Annotated in this window: 18 protein-coding genes and 1 pseudogene; 9 read left to right on the top strand and 10 right to left on the bottom strand. The window is 55.7% G+C overall.

The genetic code is table 11. From position 1 onward, the window contains the following. Positions 1-7: 7 nt before the first annotated feature. The 3 genes from H9C73_RS02040 to H9C73_RS02030 are packed head-to-tail and all read right to left on the bottom strand — an operon-like array spanning position 8 to position 2,623. Positions 8-817, bottom strand: a complete 810-nt coding sequence (locus H9C73_RS02040; RefSeq protein WP_209286116.1) for a CoA-transferase subunit beta — start codon at positions 815-817, stop codon at positions 8-10. Between the two features lie 14 nt (positions 818-831). Further along, positions 832-1,704 carry a CoA transferase subunit A gene (locus H9C73_RS02035; RefSeq protein ID WP_209286115.1) on the bottom strand — a complete coding sequence of 291 codons (873 nt, stop codon included), beginning with the start codon at positions 1,702-1,704 and terminating at the stop codon, positions 832-834. Positions 1,705-1,732: 28 nt separating this feature from the next. Then, positions 1,733-2,623: a VOC family protein gene (locus H9C73_RS02030; RefSeq protein WP_209286114.1), complete on the bottom strand. Its 891-nt coding sequence runs from the start codon at positions 2,621-2,623 to the stop codon at positions 1,733-1,735. Positions 2,624-2,925: 302 nt separating this feature from the next. Here H9C73_RS02030 and H9C73_RS02025 point away from each other — a divergent pair, with 302 nt between their 5' ends. Next, positions 2,926-3,102: a DUF6435 family protein gene (locus tag H9C73_RS02025; RefSeq protein WP_209286113.1), complete on the top strand. Its 177-nt coding sequence runs from the start codon at positions 2,926-2,928 to the stop codon at positions 3,100-3,102. A 137-nt stretch (positions 3,103-3,239) separates the two neighbouring features. On the opposite strand, the gene H9C73_RS02020 is transcribed toward H9C73_RS02025, so the two are convergent. The 3 genes from H9C73_RS02020 to H9C73_RS02010 form a co-directional block, all read right to left on the bottom strand. Then, a complete protein-coding gene (locus H9C73_RS02020; protein WP_209286112.1) occupies positions 3,240-4,394 on the bottom strand; it encodes a DUF4238 domain-containing protein in 1,155 nt (384 codons plus the stop codon). Positions 4,395-4,657: 263 nt separating this feature from the next. Beyond that, positions 4,658-5,686 (bottom strand): serine/threonine-protein kinase, encoded by a 1,029-nt coding sequence (locus H9C73_RS02015; RefSeq protein WP_209286111.1) that lies wholly within the window; start codon positions 5,684-5,686, stop codon positions 4,658-4,660. Further along, positions 5,686-6,150 carry a hypothetical protein gene (locus H9C73_RS02010; RefSeq protein ID WP_209286110.1) on the bottom strand — a complete coding sequence of 155 codons (465 nt, stop codon included), beginning with the start codon at positions 6,148-6,150 and terminating at the stop codon, positions 5,686-5,688. The genes H9C73_RS02015 and H9C73_RS02010 overlap by 1 nt, the downstream gene beginning before the upstream one ends. Before the next feature lie 537 nt (positions 6,151-6,687). Between H9C73_RS02010 and rimK the strand changes: the two are divergent. The 6 genes and pseudogenes from rimK to H9C73_RS01985 form a co-directional block, all read left to right on the top strand. After that, positions 6,688-7,545 (top strand): annotated as a pseudogene (gene rimK / locus H9C73_RS02005) (30S ribosomal protein S6--L-glutamate ligase); the annotation flags it as partial. 78 nt (positions 7,546-7,623) lie between these two features. Then, the gene (locus H9C73_RS16005) at positions 7,624-7,911 is read left to right on the top strand and encodes a cation:proton antiporter regulatory subunit (RefSeq protein WP_236014037.1); all 288 of its coding nucleotides are present in this window, start codon (positions 7,624-7,626) and stop codon (positions 7,909-7,911) included. Continuing rightward, complete coding sequence (locus H9C73_RS02000) at positions 7,904-8,359, top strand: ATP-dependent zinc protease family protein (RefSeq protein WP_209286108.1); 456 nt, start codon at positions 7,904-7,906, stop codon at positions 8,357-8,359. Before H9C73_RS16005 ends, H9C73_RS02000 begins: the two co-directional genes overlap by 8 nt. A 129-nt stretch (positions 8,360-8,488) precedes the next feature. Next, positions 8,489-10,417: an FAD-dependent monooxygenase gene (locus H9C73_RS01995; RefSeq protein ID WP_209286107.1), complete on the top strand. Its 1,929-nt coding sequence runs from the start codon at positions 8,489-8,491 to the stop codon at positions 10,415-10,417. Positions 10,418-10,565: 148 nt separating this feature from the next. Beyond that, positions 10,566-11,552 (top strand): substrate-binding domain-containing protein, encoded by a 987-nt coding sequence (locus H9C73_RS01990; protein WP_209286106.1) that lies wholly within the window; start codon positions 10,566-10,568, stop codon positions 11,550-11,552. Positions 11,553-11,555: 3 nt separating this feature from the next. Next, a complete protein-coding gene (locus H9C73_RS01985) occupies positions 11,556-13,565 on the top strand; it encodes a sensor domain-containing diguanylate cyclase (RefSeq protein ID WP_209286105.1) in 2,010 nt (669 codons plus the stop codon). Between the two features lie 107 nt (positions 13,566-13,672). On the opposite strand, the gene H9C73_RS01980 is transcribed toward H9C73_RS01985, so the two are convergent. From H9C73_RS01980 to H9C73_RS01970, 3 genes are all read right to left on the bottom strand, one after another. Beyond that, a complete protein-coding gene (locus H9C73_RS01980) occupies positions 13,673-15,211 on the bottom strand; it encodes a tripartite tricarboxylate transporter permease (RefSeq protein ID WP_209286104.1) in 1,539 nt (512 codons plus the stop codon). A 4-nt stretch (positions 15,212-15,215) separates the two neighbouring features. Continuing rightward, a complete protein-coding gene (locus H9C73_RS01975; RefSeq protein WP_209286103.1) occupies positions 15,216-15,689 on the bottom strand; it encodes a tripartite tricarboxylate transporter TctB family protein in 474 nt (157 codons plus the stop codon). Between the two features lie 90 nt (positions 15,690-15,779). Continuing rightward, complete coding sequence (locus tag H9C73_RS01970; protein ID WP_209286102.1) at positions 15,780-16,760, bottom strand: tripartite tricarboxylate transporter substrate binding protein; 981 nt, start codon at positions 16,758-16,760, stop codon at positions 15,780-15,782. 181 nt (positions 16,761-16,941) lie between these two features. On the opposite strand from H9C73_RS01970, the gene H9C73_RS01965 reads away from it, so the two are divergent. After that, positions 16,942-18,585, top strand: coding sequence for an ATP-binding protein (locus H9C73_RS01965; RefSeq protein WP_209286101.1), 1,644 nt, complete (start codon positions 16,942-16,944; stop codon positions 18,583-18,585). Then, a complete protein-coding gene (locus H9C73_RS01960; protein WP_209286100.1) occupies positions 18,578-19,294 on the top strand; it encodes a response regulator in 717 nt (238 codons plus the stop codon). Before H9C73_RS01965 ends, H9C73_RS01960 begins: the two co-directional genes overlap by 8 nt. Before the next feature lie 68 nt (positions 19,295-19,362). Here the strand turns inward: H9C73_RS01960 and H9C73_RS01955 are convergent, their stop codons facing one another. Further along, entirely contained in the window at positions 19,363-19,848 is a 486-nt protein-coding gene (locus H9C73_RS01955; RefSeq protein ID WP_209286099.1) for a GlcG/HbpS family heme-binding protein, read from the bottom strand. Between the last annotated feature and the right edge of the window lie 14 nt (positions 19,849-19,862).

Raw genomic sequence — 19,862 nt, 5'->3', positions numbered from 1 at the left:
CTCCTGTTTACTGTTCGGTGGACGCGGCACGGATACCCGGCGGGTTATCCTTGAGCTGACGGGCACGCAGGTTGTGTGGATCCAGCTGGGCGATAATCGCCAACTGCTCAGCGGTCGGATGCGCGGTTTCGCCCATATCCGGTGCCTTCAGCAGTTCAAAGCCGGTGTTTTCCTGCACCTCTTCAAAGGTCACCCCGGGGTGCAGAGAGCGCACGCGGATCGCATGATCCGGGCCACCGAAATCCATCACGCACAGGTTGGTCACAATATGACGGATCTCCATCAGGTCCTGTCGCATGTCCTCGGTCCAGCGGGCCGGGTTGTAGCCGACGCCGGAGACCATATCGACCTCACCCGCCACGAACGCGCGCGTGTTGTGGTTGGGCACGAACAGGGAGTTGATGTGGTTGATACTGTTGCCCGGCAGACCACGCACACCCAGCATGGCCACTTTCGGCTTGTCGTAATCACCCACCACCGACAGGTTGGTCTGGCCGAAACGGTCGATCTGAGTCGGGCCGATCATGGCGTGACGCTTGCCACCCCAGACACACTCGAACACGCGCTCAAACGACATGTAGCCAGAGTACTTGGGCACATAATCGCCGCGCGGGCCGACCGGAATCGGCTCTTCCACCAGCAGGGATTCACTGTCGGTCATCAACAGTTCAGGGGTGTGGGTCATCTTCGCCAGACTGGCCCCCAGACGCGGGATGATGCCCAGACCAGAGGCCAGGATTTCGCCATCACCGCGGAAGGCTTCGGAAGCGGCCACAATCATCAGTTCGGTCAGCGTAAATTCACAGTTGGTCGTCATTGTTGTGACTCTCCTCAGAATGTCGGCAGGGGCAGTTTGCCCATCGCGTCAACGCCACCGTTGGCGGCCTGGTAGGCGTCTTCACCGCTGTTTACATACTCATCGAGGTAGACCTGCCAGCCCCCCTCTTCCTTTGCACTGGCGGCGTAGCGCTTCATGTGGCTCAGATCCCAGCCGTAGTCAGGCGCACACATGGTCGGGTGAGCACCCTTGGGCGCATGTATCACGCCCTGCACCAGATAGCGCTCAAAGGTGCTGAAGCGTGCCGTGGCGGCGTCCAGCTCCAGCTTGTCGACCACTTCTTCGGCGGAGACGATGCAGCGCTCGGCGGCACGTGCGACCAGATGATCGAAGTACGGGTCGCTGCCGGTGATCAGGGTGTTGCCCAGCTTGTCTGCCTTGTTGACGTGAACAAACGCCATATCCAGATTCAGCGCCGGCATCGCCAGCAACTCTTCGCCATCGTCGTAAGGTGACTTTATGGTGTGCAGGTCGTTATGGGTGGTTACATCGGTAGCCAGACCACAGCGAGTGGGCAGGAACGGCAGACGCATGCCGGCAGCACGCAGGCCCCACTGGAACATGCCTTCGTCCAGCTCCATCACCTCGATTTCACCGGCCTGACGCACCTTGCGGAACCAGGGCTCCAGCGGGATCGCATCCAGCGTGGCAAAGCCGAAGATCAGTTTTTTCACCTTGCCAGCGGCACAGAGCATGCCCACTTCCGGCCCACCATAGGCAACCACGGTCAGGTCTTTCACGTCAGAGCGCAGGATCTCGCGCACGATCGCCATCGGCTTGCGCCGCGGGCCCCAGCCACCAAAGCCGATGGTCATGCCATCGCGCAGCTGGGCTACCGCTTCCACGGTTGTCATCTGCTTGTTCATCTGTCATTCCTTATTCAAAAACCAGGGCTCATTTAAAACCGATCGAGAAGTCGTGCCCCCAGACACTGACGCGGGTAAATTCGAACGCACTGTGCTCGTCCCAATCGACCTGCAAGCCACCAAAGCCGTACTCCATATCGAAGCCGGACGGGGTCTTCATGTAGAAGGAGGTCATGCGGTCATTGAGGTGCTCACCCAGCGTGGCGGAGAGCTTGACGCCGTTGGCTTCCATACGGTCATGGGCGCGGCCCACTTCGGTCATGGAGTCCACTTCCACCATGGCGTGCACACAACCTGACGGCACCGGGAACTCGGCAATGGCCAGACTGTGGTGGCGGGCGTTATTGCAGTGCATGAAGTGAATGCGCAGCAGGTCGGCATCCGGCGCAGGCTTGTGATTCATGATGTCGGAGAGGCCGAAGCCGAGGACGTTCTTGAGGAAGTCGCGGGTTTCATCGAAGTTGGGAGCCGGCAGAACGATGTGGCCCAGGCCCATGTCACCGGTGACAAAGCGCGGCACCCCCTGCGGCGAAACAAACGGCAGGAAGTCGGAACGGTGGCCCCAGTACAGCTCGTGACGATTACCCGCCGGGTCACGTACAATCGCCAGCTGCTGAACGCCGCGCTGGTTGCACAGCCTCGCATCGCCCGCTTCCCAGGCAATGCCCTTCTGGTCCAGCTCGGCGATAGCTGCCGCAAAGGCTTCTTCCGATGCCAGCTCCCAACCGGAGGCGAGATAGCAATTTTCGCTGCCTTCCAGAATCAGCATACGGAAGGGGCGCTCGTCCATCTTGACGTAAAGGCCACCCTCGGGGGCTTCCGTGGTCATCATGCCGAGCACATTCTCGGCATAGTGCTGCCATTCCTTCAGGCTTTCAGCCTGGGCCACAAAGTAACCCAACTCGCGAATATCCATCATCACATCCCTCCGGGGTCTTGTTGTTTTGCCCATTATCAGGAGGGTGGTACAGGGCCTCATCGTCCATAAAGACTAAACAGAATTGGCAAATATGAATGGATAGCGCCTAGGGGTGATTGGTGGACTGGAGAGTGCTAGACCACTGTTGGTGTTGGACGGGATGATGGCTAACAGCGTGCAGAGTCAAGTGGGTTGAGGGGATTTCAGTCAGGACGCCCCAGCCGCGCTTAGGCTCATTGAATATGAGTTGAGCCGAAACTGATTGCCTTCCGTACCATTGAAAACCATAAACGGAGTCAGCAATGTTTGCATTTCTGAAGAGCGACCCAACCAAGAAGCTCAAAAAACGGCACTCAATCCTGCTTGAACAGGCGATGCAGGCTCAGAGAAAGGGAGATATCCGGACATATTCCGAATTAACGGCAGAGGCTGAAAAGGTGGCTGATGAGATTCAGCGTTTGGGCGCAAACAAAGCCTGAAATTTGGGTACCAGATTGGCATATCGGGGCTGAATGGTATTATTAGTTTCGATTATCTTTTATGTATGCTTACGGGGCTGCAGCATACTCACCCATCTCCAAAACCAACGGAACATCAGGGGCTACGTAACAGCCTGTTATATGCCAAGCTTAACGTTTGATTCAATTGTAACCACCCCATTAGCGTAGTTTACAGACGAAAATTTGCAGTCTCTCATTCCTCTAATACTCACGCCGTCCTCTATTATTTCAACTAGACTAATTTGCTCATTTTTTTTAATGAAGCTTACTTGATCAAGATCAGCAAGTTGGAGTGAAACAGAATAGTTATCACTATTCACCATAGTGCCTTTACAAATAACCCGCTTTGATTGCGTATATATTTTAAAGATGGTTCCGTTTTTTGACGAAAGGTATTCAGATAGTTGCTTTTCACCTTTTATAGGTTCTATCACTGAGGAATATACTTTTTTGTAAGAGTTAACTATAGAGTAGAAATTGATATAGAAAATATTTTCCAAATCATTGTCAGAATAAATTAAACCTTCCTTGAATTTTACCACTTCGCAAGAAATGTAAACCACTGCAGGGCTTAATGGCATTAAAAAAAATAAAAACTCTCTACTTTCATTATTTTCAATATGTAGATATCTTTCAGGAATTATTTCCCTTGCATCAACTATATTAACATGCCGTCTTATAACAGGGTTATCTGAGGTAACAAAAGGGAAGTTGGCATTATTATAAATAATCGCGGCATTCGGGTGTAAAACATGGCCTAGATCGATCTCTGTCAGCTGCTTTTTTGCAACATCCCTCATAGCTGAACTATGATAATTCCCACCGCTAAAAGAATCCATCCACTCTCCAGCTTTATCGAAACTGCTCTGAATTGACTCAAGAAATGATTCGACCCTCATGAACTGAAGAGTAACAAAATATGACATGAAAGACATATTCTCGTTATTTATGGTTCCATTTATAATTTCTTCAGAATATTTTTTATATTTCCCTTCAATTACGGATAGAAAATTTTCAATTAATGGATCTTTTGGATTGTCTTCAGGGAGATTATAAAAATATGGCCTCGTTAACGATTTGTGTGTTACAGATCTAAGCTTCCATCCGGAGGATAGATTATTGTCGTTTACATATATTCCACTGGAGTAATTTGGATTGGATTTCCGCATTTCTGACACATCGGCTTCGAAACGCCTTAGGTAGCAAGCAGGAACTAAATGCTGATTCTTTTTTTCAGGCACAATATCAAGCCCCTCTGCATATAACGCCAATGTTCAGCGGCCGGTTTGGAGTGCAACGGAAAACCGGTCCGGTGGAGGCCCGTCAGGGCCGGAACGAACTGGAACTACTGGTTAGGATTGCGGTGTTTCGGAAAAGTCGATGAACTGACGTGAACGGAGGTCAACCCCCTTCATCTCATCAAACATCCCTTTCCGTAAGGGGGGGAGTTTGTCTCGACGTGAAGACGAACGCCGTCTATTGACGAGCTCTGATCTCGTCAGTAACCCTTTATTTTGATTGCTTTTTATCTTCTTCATTGCTCAAGAAACTCTATGATCTCAGCGTCCGTGATGTTGGGCTTACAAAAAGCCTGAACTCTGCGTGGCGGAGAGTTTGCACGATGACGGTATGCTAGAGATGTGCGCATATTATCAATGCTAATAGACTTTAACGTACCGTCAAGCTCTTGCTCCCATTTGTCCCCCTGATCGGAGGGCAAATACTTCCAATGAAGGATTGGTCCATCAATTTCAGCTATGGCATTAACCACTTCAACAGCAGTGCCATATCTGTCTCCAGGATTTGGCTTCAAACATTTATTTATAACACGCTGAAGTTTCTTGGGGATATGTAGCGGGTAAGCCCTTCTGTCAGGGAACTTTCCACCTCTGACATCTTCAGCGAATTTCCGCCCATCATTATATACGGAGAATTGCTCATAGAAGGCGCTATTCCCCACACACATACGGTACATGGTGAGTCCAACTTGGTATATATCGAATCTATTGTCGAATTCCTTCTCTCGATTGCCGAAAACTTCTGGCGGCATCTGCTTGATATATAGCATAGGCTGCTTGGCTATGCCTTCTTCATCCATAACCTGAGTTAATCCAAAATCTGCCAATAGAGCTTCGTTTCGATCTGAAATAAGAATGTTGTCGGGCTTCACATCAAAATGTATCAAGCCTTTAGAATGCACGTTGTGCAGACCATTAAGCGCATGTGTTGAGTAACGTATAATCTCTCTTACCGTTAAGAAACCATTTTGCATCCGCTTATTCAAAGATCCATTTCTATAAAACGGAGAGGCGACATAAATTTTTCTTTCATCTTCACAGGCATAACTAACTTGAACAACATTAGGATGGGAACTCTTATATAAAGTCCGTGCTTCCGAGAAATACTCGTAGACGCTAAAACCATCTTTCTTTTCAACTTCTTTAATTACCAGCTCCGCATCCAAATATTCATCATGCGCCCTGTATACTTTTGAGTTTTTCCCCTCAAATCCAATTTCTTCTATTTTTTGGAATGAAACCTGTGCTTTTTGATAAGGAAACATTACGCGACAGCCACCATCGCTACCAATGCAGCTTCCCTTGAATTTTTCCTGGAAAGTATGTTCCAGTTTACAATGCCATTGAAATCTCGTTGGCCTTTGAAAACCGCGTCAAGCTGTTTTGGCTTTAGATTAAGCCTCGCAGCTATTGATGTCTTCCGACCAGTAAAGTAACCACCTACATTGCTGCTCGAAAAAGCTTCTTGAACAACACCTTCAATATGAAGCCTTGTTATATCTAGGTTTTGAGTATTAGCCTCAGCTACCCGGATTCCCGCGTAAAATATCGAGTACTCTCTCAATATATCAAGGACGCAATTTCTTATATACTTAAGCTTCTCCGGAAAGTCTAGGGCTGACGGAACCTTTATCACCTCACTATTTATTACTTCAAACTGACCATTAACTTTTCCAAGAACAACAAAATTGGTTTTCTTTGGTTCGACTCTAATCCCTAATATATTCATTATTATCAATCCTTACTGGTACGAACTCTTGCTCCGAGAAATCCTAACATTATAATACTGAGCATGCGCATTTCCGCTCACAGCCAACGACTGGTAGAGCTGATCTAACGACATGAAGAGAAATGATAAATCGAGATATCACAGCCATTCTCTTCCGATGAAAACGAGCATGCGCGTTTTGCAGCTTTGCCGTGCGCAGTATTCCGCTACGGCCAATCCTTAGTACCTTGATACTGGCCGATTTTCGTACGTGTTTCCAGTCAAAAATGAGCACAGCCAAGTGACAAAGTGAGCACACAAGGCATCTGGCGCAAAGATACGGCATGCAATCGGCCCTTCACCCCGAATGGTGCTGCGGCTGATGCATTGGCGAGCGCCAACTGGAGTGCCGATTGACCTCTGCATGGCACGTCCGTTGCCCCGCAAAAACCAACGCCACTTTCCTTGAGTTCTGCCCCCCGGAAAGCATATTGAACTAAGCTGATTTCAGGTAATCTGCAAACCTTGGCAGCCCACACGACAACCAAGGAAGTGACCATGAAACTTGCCATACTTTCAAGAGCACCCAACGCTTACAGCACCCGCCGATTGAAGGAAGCGGCGCTGGACCGAGGGATCAACGTCAAGGTGCTCGACACGTTGAAATTTGCCATCGACCTGAAGCAGGGTGAACCGGATCTGTTTTTCCGCGGCAAGCAGCTCAGCGATTACGACGCCGTACTGCCCCGAATCGGCGCGTCCATCACCTACTACGGCACGGCGGTTGTGCGTCAGTTTCAGGAGATGGATGTGTTTTGCGCCAACTCATCGCACGGTATCGCCAACTCCCGCGACAAGCTGCGCAGCCTGCAGATTCTGGCACGCCACCATATCGGCATCCCGGAAACCACCTTTGTACGCGACAAGCGGGATGTGTTGCCCGCCATTGAGCGTGTGGGCGGCGCGCCGGTCATCATTAAACTGATCGAGGGTACTCAGGGCATTGGCGTATTGCTGGCTGATACCGTGAAAGCGGCCGAGTCGATTATCGAGCTGCTGCAGAGCCAGAAGCAGAACGTTCTGATTCAGAAGTTCGTCGCCGAAAGCCGAGGCAAGGATATTCGTGCCCTGGTTGTCGGGGACCGCGTGGTCGCCGCCATGCGCCGCGTGGCACAGGGGCAGGAGTTCAGAAGCAATGTCCACCGCGGTGGCGTTGCCGAGCCGGTCGATCTGCCGGAAGAGTATGCCGAAGCGGCGATCCGCGCAGCCCAGATCCTGGGCCTGAAGATTGCCGGTGTCGACATGCTGGAAAGCGCCAAGGGTCCACAGATCATGGAGGTGAACTCCTCTCCGGGGCTGGAAGGCATCGAGACCTGCACTCAGCTCGACGTGGCCGGCGCCATCATCGATTTCATCGCTGCACAGGTGGAGTTCCCCGAAATCGATATCCGCCAGCGCCTCACGGTCAGCAAGGGCTACGGCGTCAACGAGCTGATGATTCCGGAAGGGTCCGAGTATGTAGGCAGAACCATCGGCGACGTGGACCTGTACTCGAAGGACCTGAACGTTCTGACCCTTAACCGGGGCAGCAAAATCATCCCCAACCCGAAGGGAGATCGCATTCTGGAGCCCGGCGACAAGCTGCTGTGCTTCGGCAAGATGGAATCCATGCGCGGCATGGTGCCGGCCAAGACCCAGCGCAAACGTCGCTTCAAAATCAAGGACCTGCCGGAAAACGTTGGCAACAACACAGACGAGAACGGACCGACTCAAGATGACTGAAACCCTGGGATGGCGGGAATGGGTATCCCTTCCCGATTTGGGCATCGACAAGATCAAGGCCAAGGTGGATACCGGAGCAAGAACCTCAGCCCTGCACGCGTTCGACGTTCAGCTGGAGGAAACCGACGCGGGCAAGATCGTTCACTTCAAGATCCACCCCTATCAGCGTGATACGGATACGGTGGTCGAATGCCAAGCGCCCCTGCTGGATGAACGGGAGGTGCGTGACTCCGGCGGCCACAGTGAAATGCGGTACGTGATCGAAGCCCGCATTGTGATCGGGTCCGACACCCACACGGCAGAGGTCACGCTGACCAACAGGGACTCCATGGGGTTTCGCATGCTGATCGGCAGGACGACCATGAAAGGACGTTACCTTGTCGACCCCGGCAAGTCCTATCTGTTGCGCAAGAAAAAGCGCAAACCCGCTACGGCAGAACAGTCGTAACTGCTTGCCTGTTGCCCCTGTCCCCATTTTCGGGTGACAGGCAAGCCCTGTGTCTCCACGTAGGCTGCGTTATCAGTAAGCAAACAGCTCACGCATAATAATCTGATAAAAAGCCAAGAGGACACGGTGATGCAGTATCATCTGAATGGTTTCAAGCCCGGCAACTACGAAATTCCTGACGCGGCGCGAGAGCCGGCAGCGCCCCCTCCCCTGAAAGATCTGCCACAAGAAGTGGACGTGCTGATTGTGGGCTGCGGCCCGGCGGGTCTGGCATTGGCACGTCAGTTGTCCGAGTTTTCCGACATCAGCACCTGCATCGTGGATCAGAAAGACGGCCCGCTGCTGTTTGGTCAGGCCGACGGCATCTCCTGCCGCACCCTGGAGATCATGGAAGCCTTCAACTGCAGCGACATGATGGTCAAAGAGTGCTATCAGCTGCACCGCAACGCCTTCTGGGAACCGGACAGCGCCAACCCCGCTCACATCAAGCGCACACACAAGGTACGCGACGCCCGTCTGGGGCTGTCGGAGTTTGTGCACGGTGTCGTCAACCAGGCCCGCCTGCATGAACTGCTGCTGGAAGGCATGGAGCGCTCCGTCACCCATCTGGAGCCCCATTACAGCCGCCGCCTGCTGGAACTGGAGGTGGATGAAGACCTGACTCAGGACCTGACTGCTCACCCGATTACCGCTACCTTTGAGTGCATCGCCGCAGATCAGTCCAACAAGGTGGAAACCCTCAAGGCACGCTATGTGGTCGGCTGTGACGGTGCACGCAGTGCGGTGCGCCGGAATCTGGGCATCCAGCTTGAAGGCGATTCGGCCAACAAGGCCTGGGGCGTGATGGACGTGCTGGTCGTGACCGACTTCCCCGATATCCGGGTCAAAAGCTTTATTCAGTCCCGGGAAGACGGGGCGGTGATGATCGTTCCGCGCGAAGGCGGTTATCTGGTCCGGCTCTACGTTGAACTGGGGCTGCTGGAGAAAGACCAGCGTGCAGCCCAGTTGGGGCTTACCGCAGACGACCTGATCGCCAAGGCTCAGAAGATCCTGACTCCCTACCGGTTTGAGGTCAAAGAGGTGGCCTGGTGGTCGATCTACGAGGTGGGCCAGCGCGTTGCCGAGCGTTTCGACAACACCCCGGCAAAAGGCGCAGAAGACCTGATCCCGCGTGCGTTTGTGGCCGGAGACGCCTGTCACACCCACAGCCCCAAGGGGGGCTGGGGCCTGAACACCTCGCTGCCGGACACGTTCAACCTGGGCTGGAAGCTGGCTGCGGTTATTCAGGGCAAGAGCCATCCCAAACTGCTGCAGACCTACGAGGATGAACGCCGCAAGGTGGCCTTCATGCTGATCAATGCTGACCGCGAGATGTCGGCGCTGGTTGCAACGCGCCCCACGGCGGAACAGAAGGCGCAGCAAGAGAAGAAAAGCACGGCCGATATTGAAGCCTTTATCGCCCGCCAGAACGGTTTTATCGCCGGCACGTCCATAGGCTACGATGCGTCCTATCTCTGTACCGGCCATGAGCATCAGGCACTGGCGACCGGCTACCCGATCGGTCAGCGTTTTCACTCGGCCAAGGCCGTTCGCATCGCAGACGGCTGCCCGGTTCATCTGGGGCACTTGGTCAAGGCGGATGGGCGCTGGCGGATCTTCATTTTCGGCAACACGCAAAACCCGCTGGAACCCAGCTCGGATCTACACCAGCTGGTGCAGTTCCTGTCTGACTCGGCCGCTTCACCGGTGAAAAAATACACGCCAGACACGGCGGATATCGACGCGCTGATTGACGTCTATACGGTCTTTCAACAGCAGGACATCGAGATTGAGACGCTGCCGGACTACCTCTGGCCGGCAAAAGGCAAGTATGGCCTGAGAGACTATGAGAAGGTATTCCACGCCGATGCCGAGCATGACATCTTCCAGCAGCGTGGTGTGGATACGGATAAGGGCTGCATGGTCGTCGTTCGCCCTGACCAGCACATCGCCACCATCCTGCCTCTTGATGCACATGAGGCGTTATCCGCCTTCTTTGATGCGTTCATGCTGGACTGACAGCCCCCTCAAACAGGCCAAAAAGCGGCACCGGTCAAGGTGCCGTTTTTTTTTGGCTTATTCAATGGTATTGCCCTGCCCCACCCCCACAAACAAGCTGGTACACTGGGCGCACCAACTCTAATCGTTATCCAAACAGGGAACCGTTATGTTCAGATCAGGTTTGCACCGTCTCAAGCTCTGCTGCCTCATGGGCATATTACTGCTCGTGTCCCCTTTTGCAGCGGCCAGCGAAGCTGATGCACCTCCTCGTCTGGCCTATCTGGTGTCGGATCTACGCATCCCTTTCTGGAGCATCATGGCCGGTGGCGTGGAGCAGCAGGCAAAAGAGTTGGGGTACTCGGTCGAGGTGCTGAGTGCAGACAACAGTGCACGCAAGGAGCTGGAAAATACCGCCAGGGCCCTGCATGACGAGGTTGCCGGTATCATTCTTTCTCCCACCAATTCATCCGCTGCCGTGACGGTGCTGGATCTGGCAGAAAAAGCCGGGGTGCCTGTTGTGATAGCCGATATCGGGACACAGGGTGGCGAATATGTCAGCTACATCGGCTCGGATAACGAACAGGGCGCCCGTGAGCTTGGGCAGGTGCTGGTCAAGGCACTGGAGGCCAGAGGCTGGTCGGAAGGCGGGGTCGGTATCGTGGCCATTCCGCAAAAGCGTGAAAACGGCAAGGCCCGTACGCGCGGCTTCGTGGATGCCCTGTCCTCATCCGGTTTCCAGGCAGCCGGTATTCGCCAGCAGGTCGACTTTTCCTACACGGAAACCTACACCTTCAGCCGTGAGCTGATCGAAAGCGACCCGAACCTTCGCGCCTTGTGGCTGCAGGGGTCTGACCGTTATCAGGGGGCTCTTGATGCCATTCGCGACGCAGGCAAGGAAGGTGAGGTCCTGCTAGTATGCTTTGATGCGGAACCCGAGTTTATTGAGATGATCCGCTCGGGGCAGTTGGTCGGTGCCGGCATGCAGCAGCCAAGGCTGATCGGCGAAAAGGCCGTCACCACCCTCCATGCTTACCGCCAGTCCGAACCGGTCCCCAAACGACAGAAACTGCCCGTTTTGGCTGTTTCCCCCCAGAATATTGACGACTTGCTCCCCACCATCGAAAAAAACGTACTGGGCACAGGACCGAAATAACGCATGACTGACAGGCACCAACGTCAGCCCTCGTTACAGGGCAGGATTATACTCCTGGCCCTGCTGAGTATTCTGCTGGTAGTGCCTGTCCACGGCACACTGAGCTTTCTGGAACAGAAACAGCTGCTGCTTGCGGATATGAAGCAGCAGGCGGATGAAAGCCTGGCCAGTCTCTCCAAAAACACGGCCCCGCTGATGGCATCCTATGCCATTGCAGAGTATCAAAAGCTGGTCAGTACCGAGGCGGCGCTGGGCCAGTATATCGCCATCCTTGTAGACGATTTTCAAATGGCCAGAATCCTGGGCCAGCCTCGCTATGTGTCAGGCTCGATCCTGATGCCCGACACCGGCATTACCCCCTATAACCCGGCCGATACCGTGCAGCAGGCTCAGTTAACCGCGCAGCCCTATCTTCTCTTTGAACGCACCCTCGAGTCTGACGGCCAGCCTCTGGGCAGGATTTCCATTTACATGCCCCAGACAGCCGTGGAAGAGAAGCTGAACGAAATCCTGTATGACAGCCTGCGCAGCAGCCTGCTGCTGGCCATTACGCTGGTCGCGTTGTTGGGGCTGTTCGTCAGATACCAAATCGTATCACCGCTCAAGGACTTTCTGGCGTCCCTGTCCGAGCGTGATGCCGAGGGCATTCCCGTCAACCCGCTGCCCGGCTTCAAATACCGCGAGTTCTCTTCGCTCTCCGAGACGCTGAACCGAATGATCGGCCTTATCCGCGCCTCCCGAGCCGAGATCAAGCAGGAAGGTGACCGCCTGCTGGCCGTTATCGAAGGCACCAATGTGGGCACCTGGGAGTGGAATATCCAGACCGGCGAAACCGTGTTCAACGAGCGCTGGGCCGAAATCGTCGGCTATACACTGGAGGAGCTGCAGCCCACCACTATTGACACCTGGGCCCGTCTGACACACCCGGATGACCTGGCAGAATCCGAAAAACAGCTGCAACGACACTTCGCCGGCGAAACAGACTTTTACCAGTGCGAGGCCCGTATGAAGCACAAGGACGGTCATTGGGTGTGGGTACTGGACCGCGGCAAACTGTCAAAAACCACCCCGACCGGTGAGCCTTTGATGATGTATGGCACGCATCAGGACATCACCCGGCAGAAAGAAACCGAGTTGCGCCTGAGCCTGGCCGCCCGCGTCTTTGAGCACGTTAATGACGGCGTCATGATCACGGACACCCGGGGCGTAATTCAAAACGTGAACGCGGCCTTCTCTGCGCTGACCGGTTTTGAACCCTCGGAGGTCACCGGCCGGAACGCCAGCATTCTCAGCTCGGGTCGCCATGACTGCGATTTTTATCGGGCGATGTGGAGCCACCTGCTCAATGAAGGCAACTGGGATGGTGAGGTTTGGAACAGGCATAAAGCCGGTGACACCTATCCGGTGCACCTGAAAATCAGTGCCATCAAGGGTCAGAATGGTGCAACCGAAAGCTATGTTGCCATCCTGTCGGATATCTCCGACTTCAAGGCACACGAGCAAAAGCTGGAACATCTGGCGCGGTTTGACCTGTTAACCGGCCTTCCCAATCGATTGACCATGTATGACCGCCTGAATCAGGCCATGATGCAGGCACGCGAATATGATGCCCTGCTGGCAGTGCTTTTCCTTGATCTTGACGGTTTCAAGGAGGTCAACGACTCCCTTGGTCATGAAGCCGGTGATCAATTGCTGATCCATTTGTCACGCCGCATGCATCATGCAGTGCGTGATACCGATACCGTCGCTCGCATCGGCGGGGATGAGTTCGTCATACTGCTGCCCGACCTGCAAAACCGAGACGCGGGCATCACGATCATCGAGCGCCTGCTCAATGCCACCGCCAGCCCGCTCAGAATACACAACACGGAAGTCAGCGTATCCGCGAGCATCGGCGCGTCCTTCTATGACCACCATCGGGCGGCCGATGCGGAAGACCTGCTGCGCGAGGCCGACCAGCTGATGTACGAAGCCAAGCAGAAGGGTAAAAACCGCTATCAATTGCCCGGATAGTCCAGCAAACGTTTCAAAAGCCTCCCCTTTCCTCGCCTGACCGGGCTCACCCCCGGCCAGGCTCAGGTCCGACAGCATGCCAGTACCGCATTGTATGCAGCTTTTGCCTAGCCTTCCCCTTCTGCTACCGCCGCTTCAGGCCCCTTGCCACGCAGCTTGCCAAGCACCGTCCCCAGCAACGGGAACAGCAGTACCGCTACCGCGATCAGGGTAATCACCAGCGTGAGCGGTCGATCCCACAGGAAGGAGAAACTGCCATCCGACATGGTCAGTGCGCGGGCCAGGTTTTTCTCCAGAATGCCGCCAAGAATAAAGCCCAGCAGCATGGGCGCCATGGGAAACGCCAGCAGTTTCAGGAAAATGGCAATCACCGTGATCAACACCATCATCTGGATATCGAAAGTGTTGAAGCTGACCAGATACACCCCGGTAATGGAGAAAAACAGGATCAGCGGGATCAGAATCGGACGCGGAATCGCCAGCAGCCGTGAGATATAGGGAATCAGCGGCAGATTCAGGATCAGCAGCACCAGGTTGCCGAAATACATGGAGATGATGACGGACCAGAACACATCCGGGTTATCCATGAACAGGCGTGGGCCCGGCTGAATACCATAGGCAATCAACGCACCCAGCATAATGGCCGTGGTGCCGGAGCCCGGAATACCCAACGTCAGCAGTGGTACAAACGACCCAGTTGAAGCCGCGTTATTGGCCGATTCGGGCGCCGCCAGCCCACGCAGTGAGCCCTTGCCGAACTTAAGTTTTTCCTTGGCCGAAGCCAGGTTACGTTCCAGCCCATAGGCCATGAAGGATGCGATGGTGGCACCGGCGCCCGGCAGCACGCCCACCAGAAAACCGAATACGGAAGAGCGACCGATGGTGGGCGCCACCTCTTTCACTTCCTCACGGCTCAGCTTCATGCTGCCCAGCGCGGCCATATCCATCTCCGGCTCTGCCTCGCGGTGCTGACCGCGCAGTACCGTCATGATCACCTCGGTCAGGGCAAAGGTGGCCATCGCCAGCAGCAGGAAGCTGACACCGTCGATCAAGTCCACGCTGCCAAAGGTAAAGCGAGTCGCGCCGGAGGTGATATCCGTGCCCACGGTGGCGATCATAAGGCCAAACACAGTCATCAGCAGCGCCTTGATCACCTGCCCCTTACCGGAAAACGCCGCCACGGCCGTCAGCCCCAGCAACATGAGCGCAAAGTAGTCGCCCGACTGAAAGCTCAGTGAGACCGAGGCCAGTGCCGGAGCGGCAAACAGCAGAATCAGTGCACCGATGGTGCCGCCGGTGAACGAGGAATAGGCTGCCAGCGCCAGCGCCTTGCCTGCCTGGTTTTTCTGCGCCAGCGGGAAGCCGTCAAAGGCGGTCACCACCGTGCTGGCACACCCGGGGGCGTTCACCAGAATCGAGGAGGTTGAGCCGCCGAACACGGCACCGTAGTAGACCCCGGCCATCAAAATGATGCCGGAAGCAGGATCAAGCCCGTAGGTGATCGGGATCATCAGCGCCACCGCCGAAATGGGCCCCAGCCCCGGCAGCATGCCGATAAAGGTCCCGGCAAAGCACCCAACGACCACCATCAGCAGGTTGAACGGCATCACGGCTGTTCCCAGCCCGGTCAAAATTCCATCCCACATGGCATCAACCTCCCAACATGGCGGTAAAGAGTCGGCCCGGTGCCAGATAGATATCCAGCAACTGTGCCAGCAGGAACCAGAGCACGACTGAGAAGGGAACAGACGCCAACAGCAGCGTTTTGATACTGCGTACGCCCAGCAGCCAGTAGCCCCCAATCAGAAACAGAATGGTGGAGGCCAGAAAACCGATCCAGGGCAGCGCAACGCCCAGCAGCACAACCAGCAGCAGGAGCTTGGCCACCAGCCAGAAGTCATAGCCGGCCAGTTGAAGGCGACCGGCACTGGAGCGGTCGGCAGTTACGATCAGCGCAATGGACAGAATACCGCCCAGTACAGCCAGCGCACTGGGCAACGACTGGGCGTTGAAGGGCGCAAATTCATCACCCGGCAGCAAGGCGATCTCGCCGGCATAGTAGCCATAGGCCACCGACAGGCACAGAAACACCAGACCACCGATATGGTCTTTGGATAAAGGCATAGTGGAATCCTCACACGAGTTGTGACACACCTGAGGGGGAACCAGGCATGCCCCGCACCGGGCAGGTACGGGGCCGTACAGCAGTCGGGGTTAGCGCAGGAAGCCCAGCTCGCGCATCAGCTCACCCACTTCCTTTTCCTGCTGCTCGAGGAAGGCGACGAACTCGTCACCCGGGCGGAAATCTTCGGCCCAACCGTTGCGGTCACGCACGCGCGCCCAGTCCTCGGTGCCATACATCTTTTCCAGCACGGCGATAAACTCGTCACGCTTGGCGTCGGCCATGCCGGGTGCGCCGAAGAAGCCGCGCCAGTTCACGAAGGTTGCGTCATAGCCCAGCTCTTTCAGCGTGGGTACGTCCGGTGCGGCCTTGGAACGCTCCGGACCGGTCATGGCCAGAATGCGTACCTCACCGGCGTCTGCCAGTGCCAGCGCTTCGCTGAAGCCGGTCGACAGTACATCCGCTTCACCGGACAAGAGGCCAGCCATCGCCTTGCCGCCAGCATCATAGGCCAGATACTTGACCATGCGCGGGTCACCACCGGCTGCCTTGAAGGCCTGTGCCGCAACCAGGTGATCCATGCTGCCGCGTGCCGAGCCGCCCACTACGGTGACCGAACGCGGGTTGTCCAGATAGGCATCCGCCAGATCGTTGAAGCTGGTGTACTGTGAATCCGCTTTCACCACAAAGGCACCGAAATCACCGATGGTGGCTGCAACCGGCGTCAGATCACGGAAGGATTGAGGAAACACCTTGGACAGTGAACGGATCACGATCGGTGTGGAATTGACCATCAGAGTATCTTCAGACTGGTCAGCCACTTCGATCAGGTGTGCAATGGCCTTGCCGCCACCGCCGCCAGACAGGTTTTCGTAAGAAACGGTGTCAACCAGACCGGATTTTTGCAGGGCTTCACCGGTACCGCGCGCAGTGCTGTCCCAGCCACCGCCGGCACCACCGGGAATCAGAAAATGAACGCTATCGACCTGCGCCTGTACCACGCCCGCAGACAGACAGGTGGTCAACGCTGTGGCCAGCACGGTAGAACGGTGTGTGAAGAGTTTGGAGAGCATAGCAATTACCTCATTATTGTTGTTTTGGCATGAGCCTGAGGCAAGCCTATGCAGCCTTGTGGTGCAGTAAAAGCTTATGAATTTAATGAGTTTTTAGAGCTTAAACGCCATTTTGTGCATTTTGTTCACGGGCATTTTCAACGTACTGCGATTAGTATCAGATAATAAAAAGAGCTGATCTATGCGACTGTCACTCCGCCGCTTTCCACTCAAAACACGCATGGTGCTGATTCTGGGGCTGATCGCCCTGTTACAGACCGGCGCACTGGGCCTGTTTGCCCTGCACTACCTGACCACCAGTCTGGAAGAAGAGATTGGTGAACGTGCACTGCACGTGGCCAAAACCATTGCCAGTATTCCTCAGGTCATTGATGCCGTGACCGAGCGGGACATCTCCCGGCTGCAGCCATTAAGCCTGACCCTGGCCGAACGGACGGAGGCCCGCTTTGTCGTCATCGGTGACCGCGATGGCTTGCGGCTCGCGCATCCGGTAGCGAAGCGACTGGGCCGCTCCATGGCGGAAGATGACGATGACGAACTGACCCCCACACTGGCCTATGGGCTGGCACAGGTCACCCGTGCCGAAGGCAGCCTGGGCCTCTCCATGCGTGCCCGCGCGCCCATATACGACAACTCTGGAGAACAGATCGTTGGCCTGGTATCCGTCGGCTATCTGCTGGACCGTGTCGACACCTACATCAGCCGCTACCGTCTCACCATGACGCTGGTAATTCTGGCCGCGCTGGCGTTCAGTATTCTGACCGCCGTCTGGTTTGCCGGGCACTTCAAGAAAGCCATTTTCGGGCTGGAGCCGGAAGAGATCGGTCGGCTGTTTCAGGAACGTAACGCCACCCTGCAATCGATTCGCGAGGGCATTATCGCCATCAACACCCGAGGCGAGATCACCACCCTGAACGAAGCCGCCCGCTCCATTCTGGAGCTGCCATCGGATGCTGACCTGTTGGGACAGCCGGTCACCGAAGTGCTGCCAGATTCCCGCATGCCGGAGGTGCTCAGCAGTGACCAGCCCCAGTTTGACCAGGAGGTACGCTTGGGTGAGCAGGCCCTGATCGTGAACCGCGTGCCCCTGCACCATTCGGGACAGGTGGTGGGCGTGGTATCCAGCTTTCGCCGCAAGGATGAGCTGCATCAGCTGGGGCAAAAGCTCAGCCGCATTCAGCAATACGCGGACAGCCTGCGCAGTCAGGCCCATGAATACTCCAACAAGCTGCACACCATCGCCGGCCTGATCCAGATTGGCGCCAATGACGAGGCACTGGCCCTGATCGGGCAGGAAACCCGGGACCATCAGGCCCTGATCCATTTGCTGGTAGAAGCCGTGCCGGACCCGGTCCTCGCCGGCTGCCTGCTGGGCAAGTACAACCGTGCCCGCGAGCTGGGACTGGTGCTGGAGATCGACCCTGACAGCCAGATGAGTGACCTGCCCGAGTGGATTCCGCGCGAGCAGCTGGTGAGCATTCTCGGCAACCTGCTCGACAACGCCTTTGAGGCCACACTCAATCAAGGCGGGCATGGCAAGGCTGTGCGCATGAGCATGACCGACCTGGGGGATGATCTGATTTTTGAGATCGAAGACCGGGGCCCGGGCATCCCGGACGATCAGCACCAGCTGATTTTCAACAAGGGCGTCACCAGCAAGCAGGCCGAGGGGCACGGACTGGGCCTGCACCTGGTGCATTCCCTGCTGCAACAGCTCAACGGTACCATTACGATTGAGCCCGGCACGCCGGATGGCAGCCGCTTTACCGTCTACATTCCCAAACAGCCACACTCGACCAACCTGCATGGAGCTGCTGATGAGTAAACCCATTCGCGTTGTGATCGCCGAAGATGACCCTCAAATCGCCGAAATACAGCAGCGTTTTCTCGAACGCATCGAGGGTTTCGAGCTGGTCGGCGTGGCCCACGACCTGACCACGGCACGAGACCTGATCGAGGTATTGAAACCGGAACTGATGCTGCTGGACATCCAGTTCCCGGGTGGCACGGGACTGGAGCTGCTGCGCGAGATGCGCACCAGCAACCAGACCACCGATGTGATCCTGATTACGGCCGCGCGCGAAGTCGACACTCTGCGTGAAGCCCTGCGTGGTGGCGTGTTCGACTATATTCTCAAGCCTCTGGTGTTCGAGCGACTTCAGGCCGCCCTGCAGGGATATGCCGAACACCTGGAGCGTCTGACCAGCCTGAACTCCCTCGCCCAGTCGGATGTGGACAGCCTGCTGCCAAGAGGCAGCACCAGCGCCGGAGCCTCGGAGGGTGCGGAACCTCCCGGCACTCAACGCCTGCCCAAGGGGATCGATGGTCTGACACTGGAAAAGGTGAGAGAGGTCTTTCAGTCCGATGCCGAACCTCAAAACGCGGAGACGGTGGGCGCTGCCATCGGCGCCAGCCGCACCACGGCACGGCGCTATCTGGAATATCTGGTCAGTACACGCGAGCTGGTTGCCAGTGTGAGCTACGGCAGCGTTGGCCGGCCGGAACGGCGCTATCAACTGGCCCCGGGGAACTGACTTTCGGATCCGGCACAAGTGCAGAGAATAGAACTCCACACTCTCGTGCCGGCTCATCCTGCAGAAGCTTATTGCACGACTTCGTTAAGGGCTGCCTGAGCACATGCCTGATCCAGATGACCACCCGGAGCTCCGCCTACACCAATACCCCCAACCTTTTCACCGTTAACCATAATGGGCAGGCCACCTCCCAGAATCAGGATGTTTGGATCCATATCCCTGAGCCCGTCGACTTCAGGCATCTTCTTGATAAGAGCAGCCAGATCGGCTGTCGGGCGCCCCATGCTTGCAGATGTATACGCTTTCTTTCGGCTGCTTTCGAGCGTATGAGGACCTGCCTTATCTGCACGCAAGATTGTGCGCGTCACCCCTGAGGCGTCCACAACAGCGACGCTTACGTTGTATCCGTCTTTTGCACAAGCCATCACGGCATGACTGGCCAGCTCCTGCGCCATTGCCAATGGCAGAACGGGCTGAGTCGTTAGTTCCGCTGCCTGAGCAGACAGGCTGGCACCAAGAGCGGTAACTGCGAGACAGGTTTTGAACATTTTCATCGTGGATATCCTTT

It is taken from the genome of Marinobacterium alkalitolerans, from assembly GCF_017776525.1.
Classification (GTDB): domain Bacteria; phylum Pseudomonadota; class Gammaproteobacteria; order Pseudomonadales; family Balneatricaceae; genus Marinobacterium; species Marinobacterium alkalitolerans.
The sequence above is the reverse complement of the archived record's forward strand: the minus strand, read 5'-3'. Positions and strand labels throughout refer to the sequence as shown.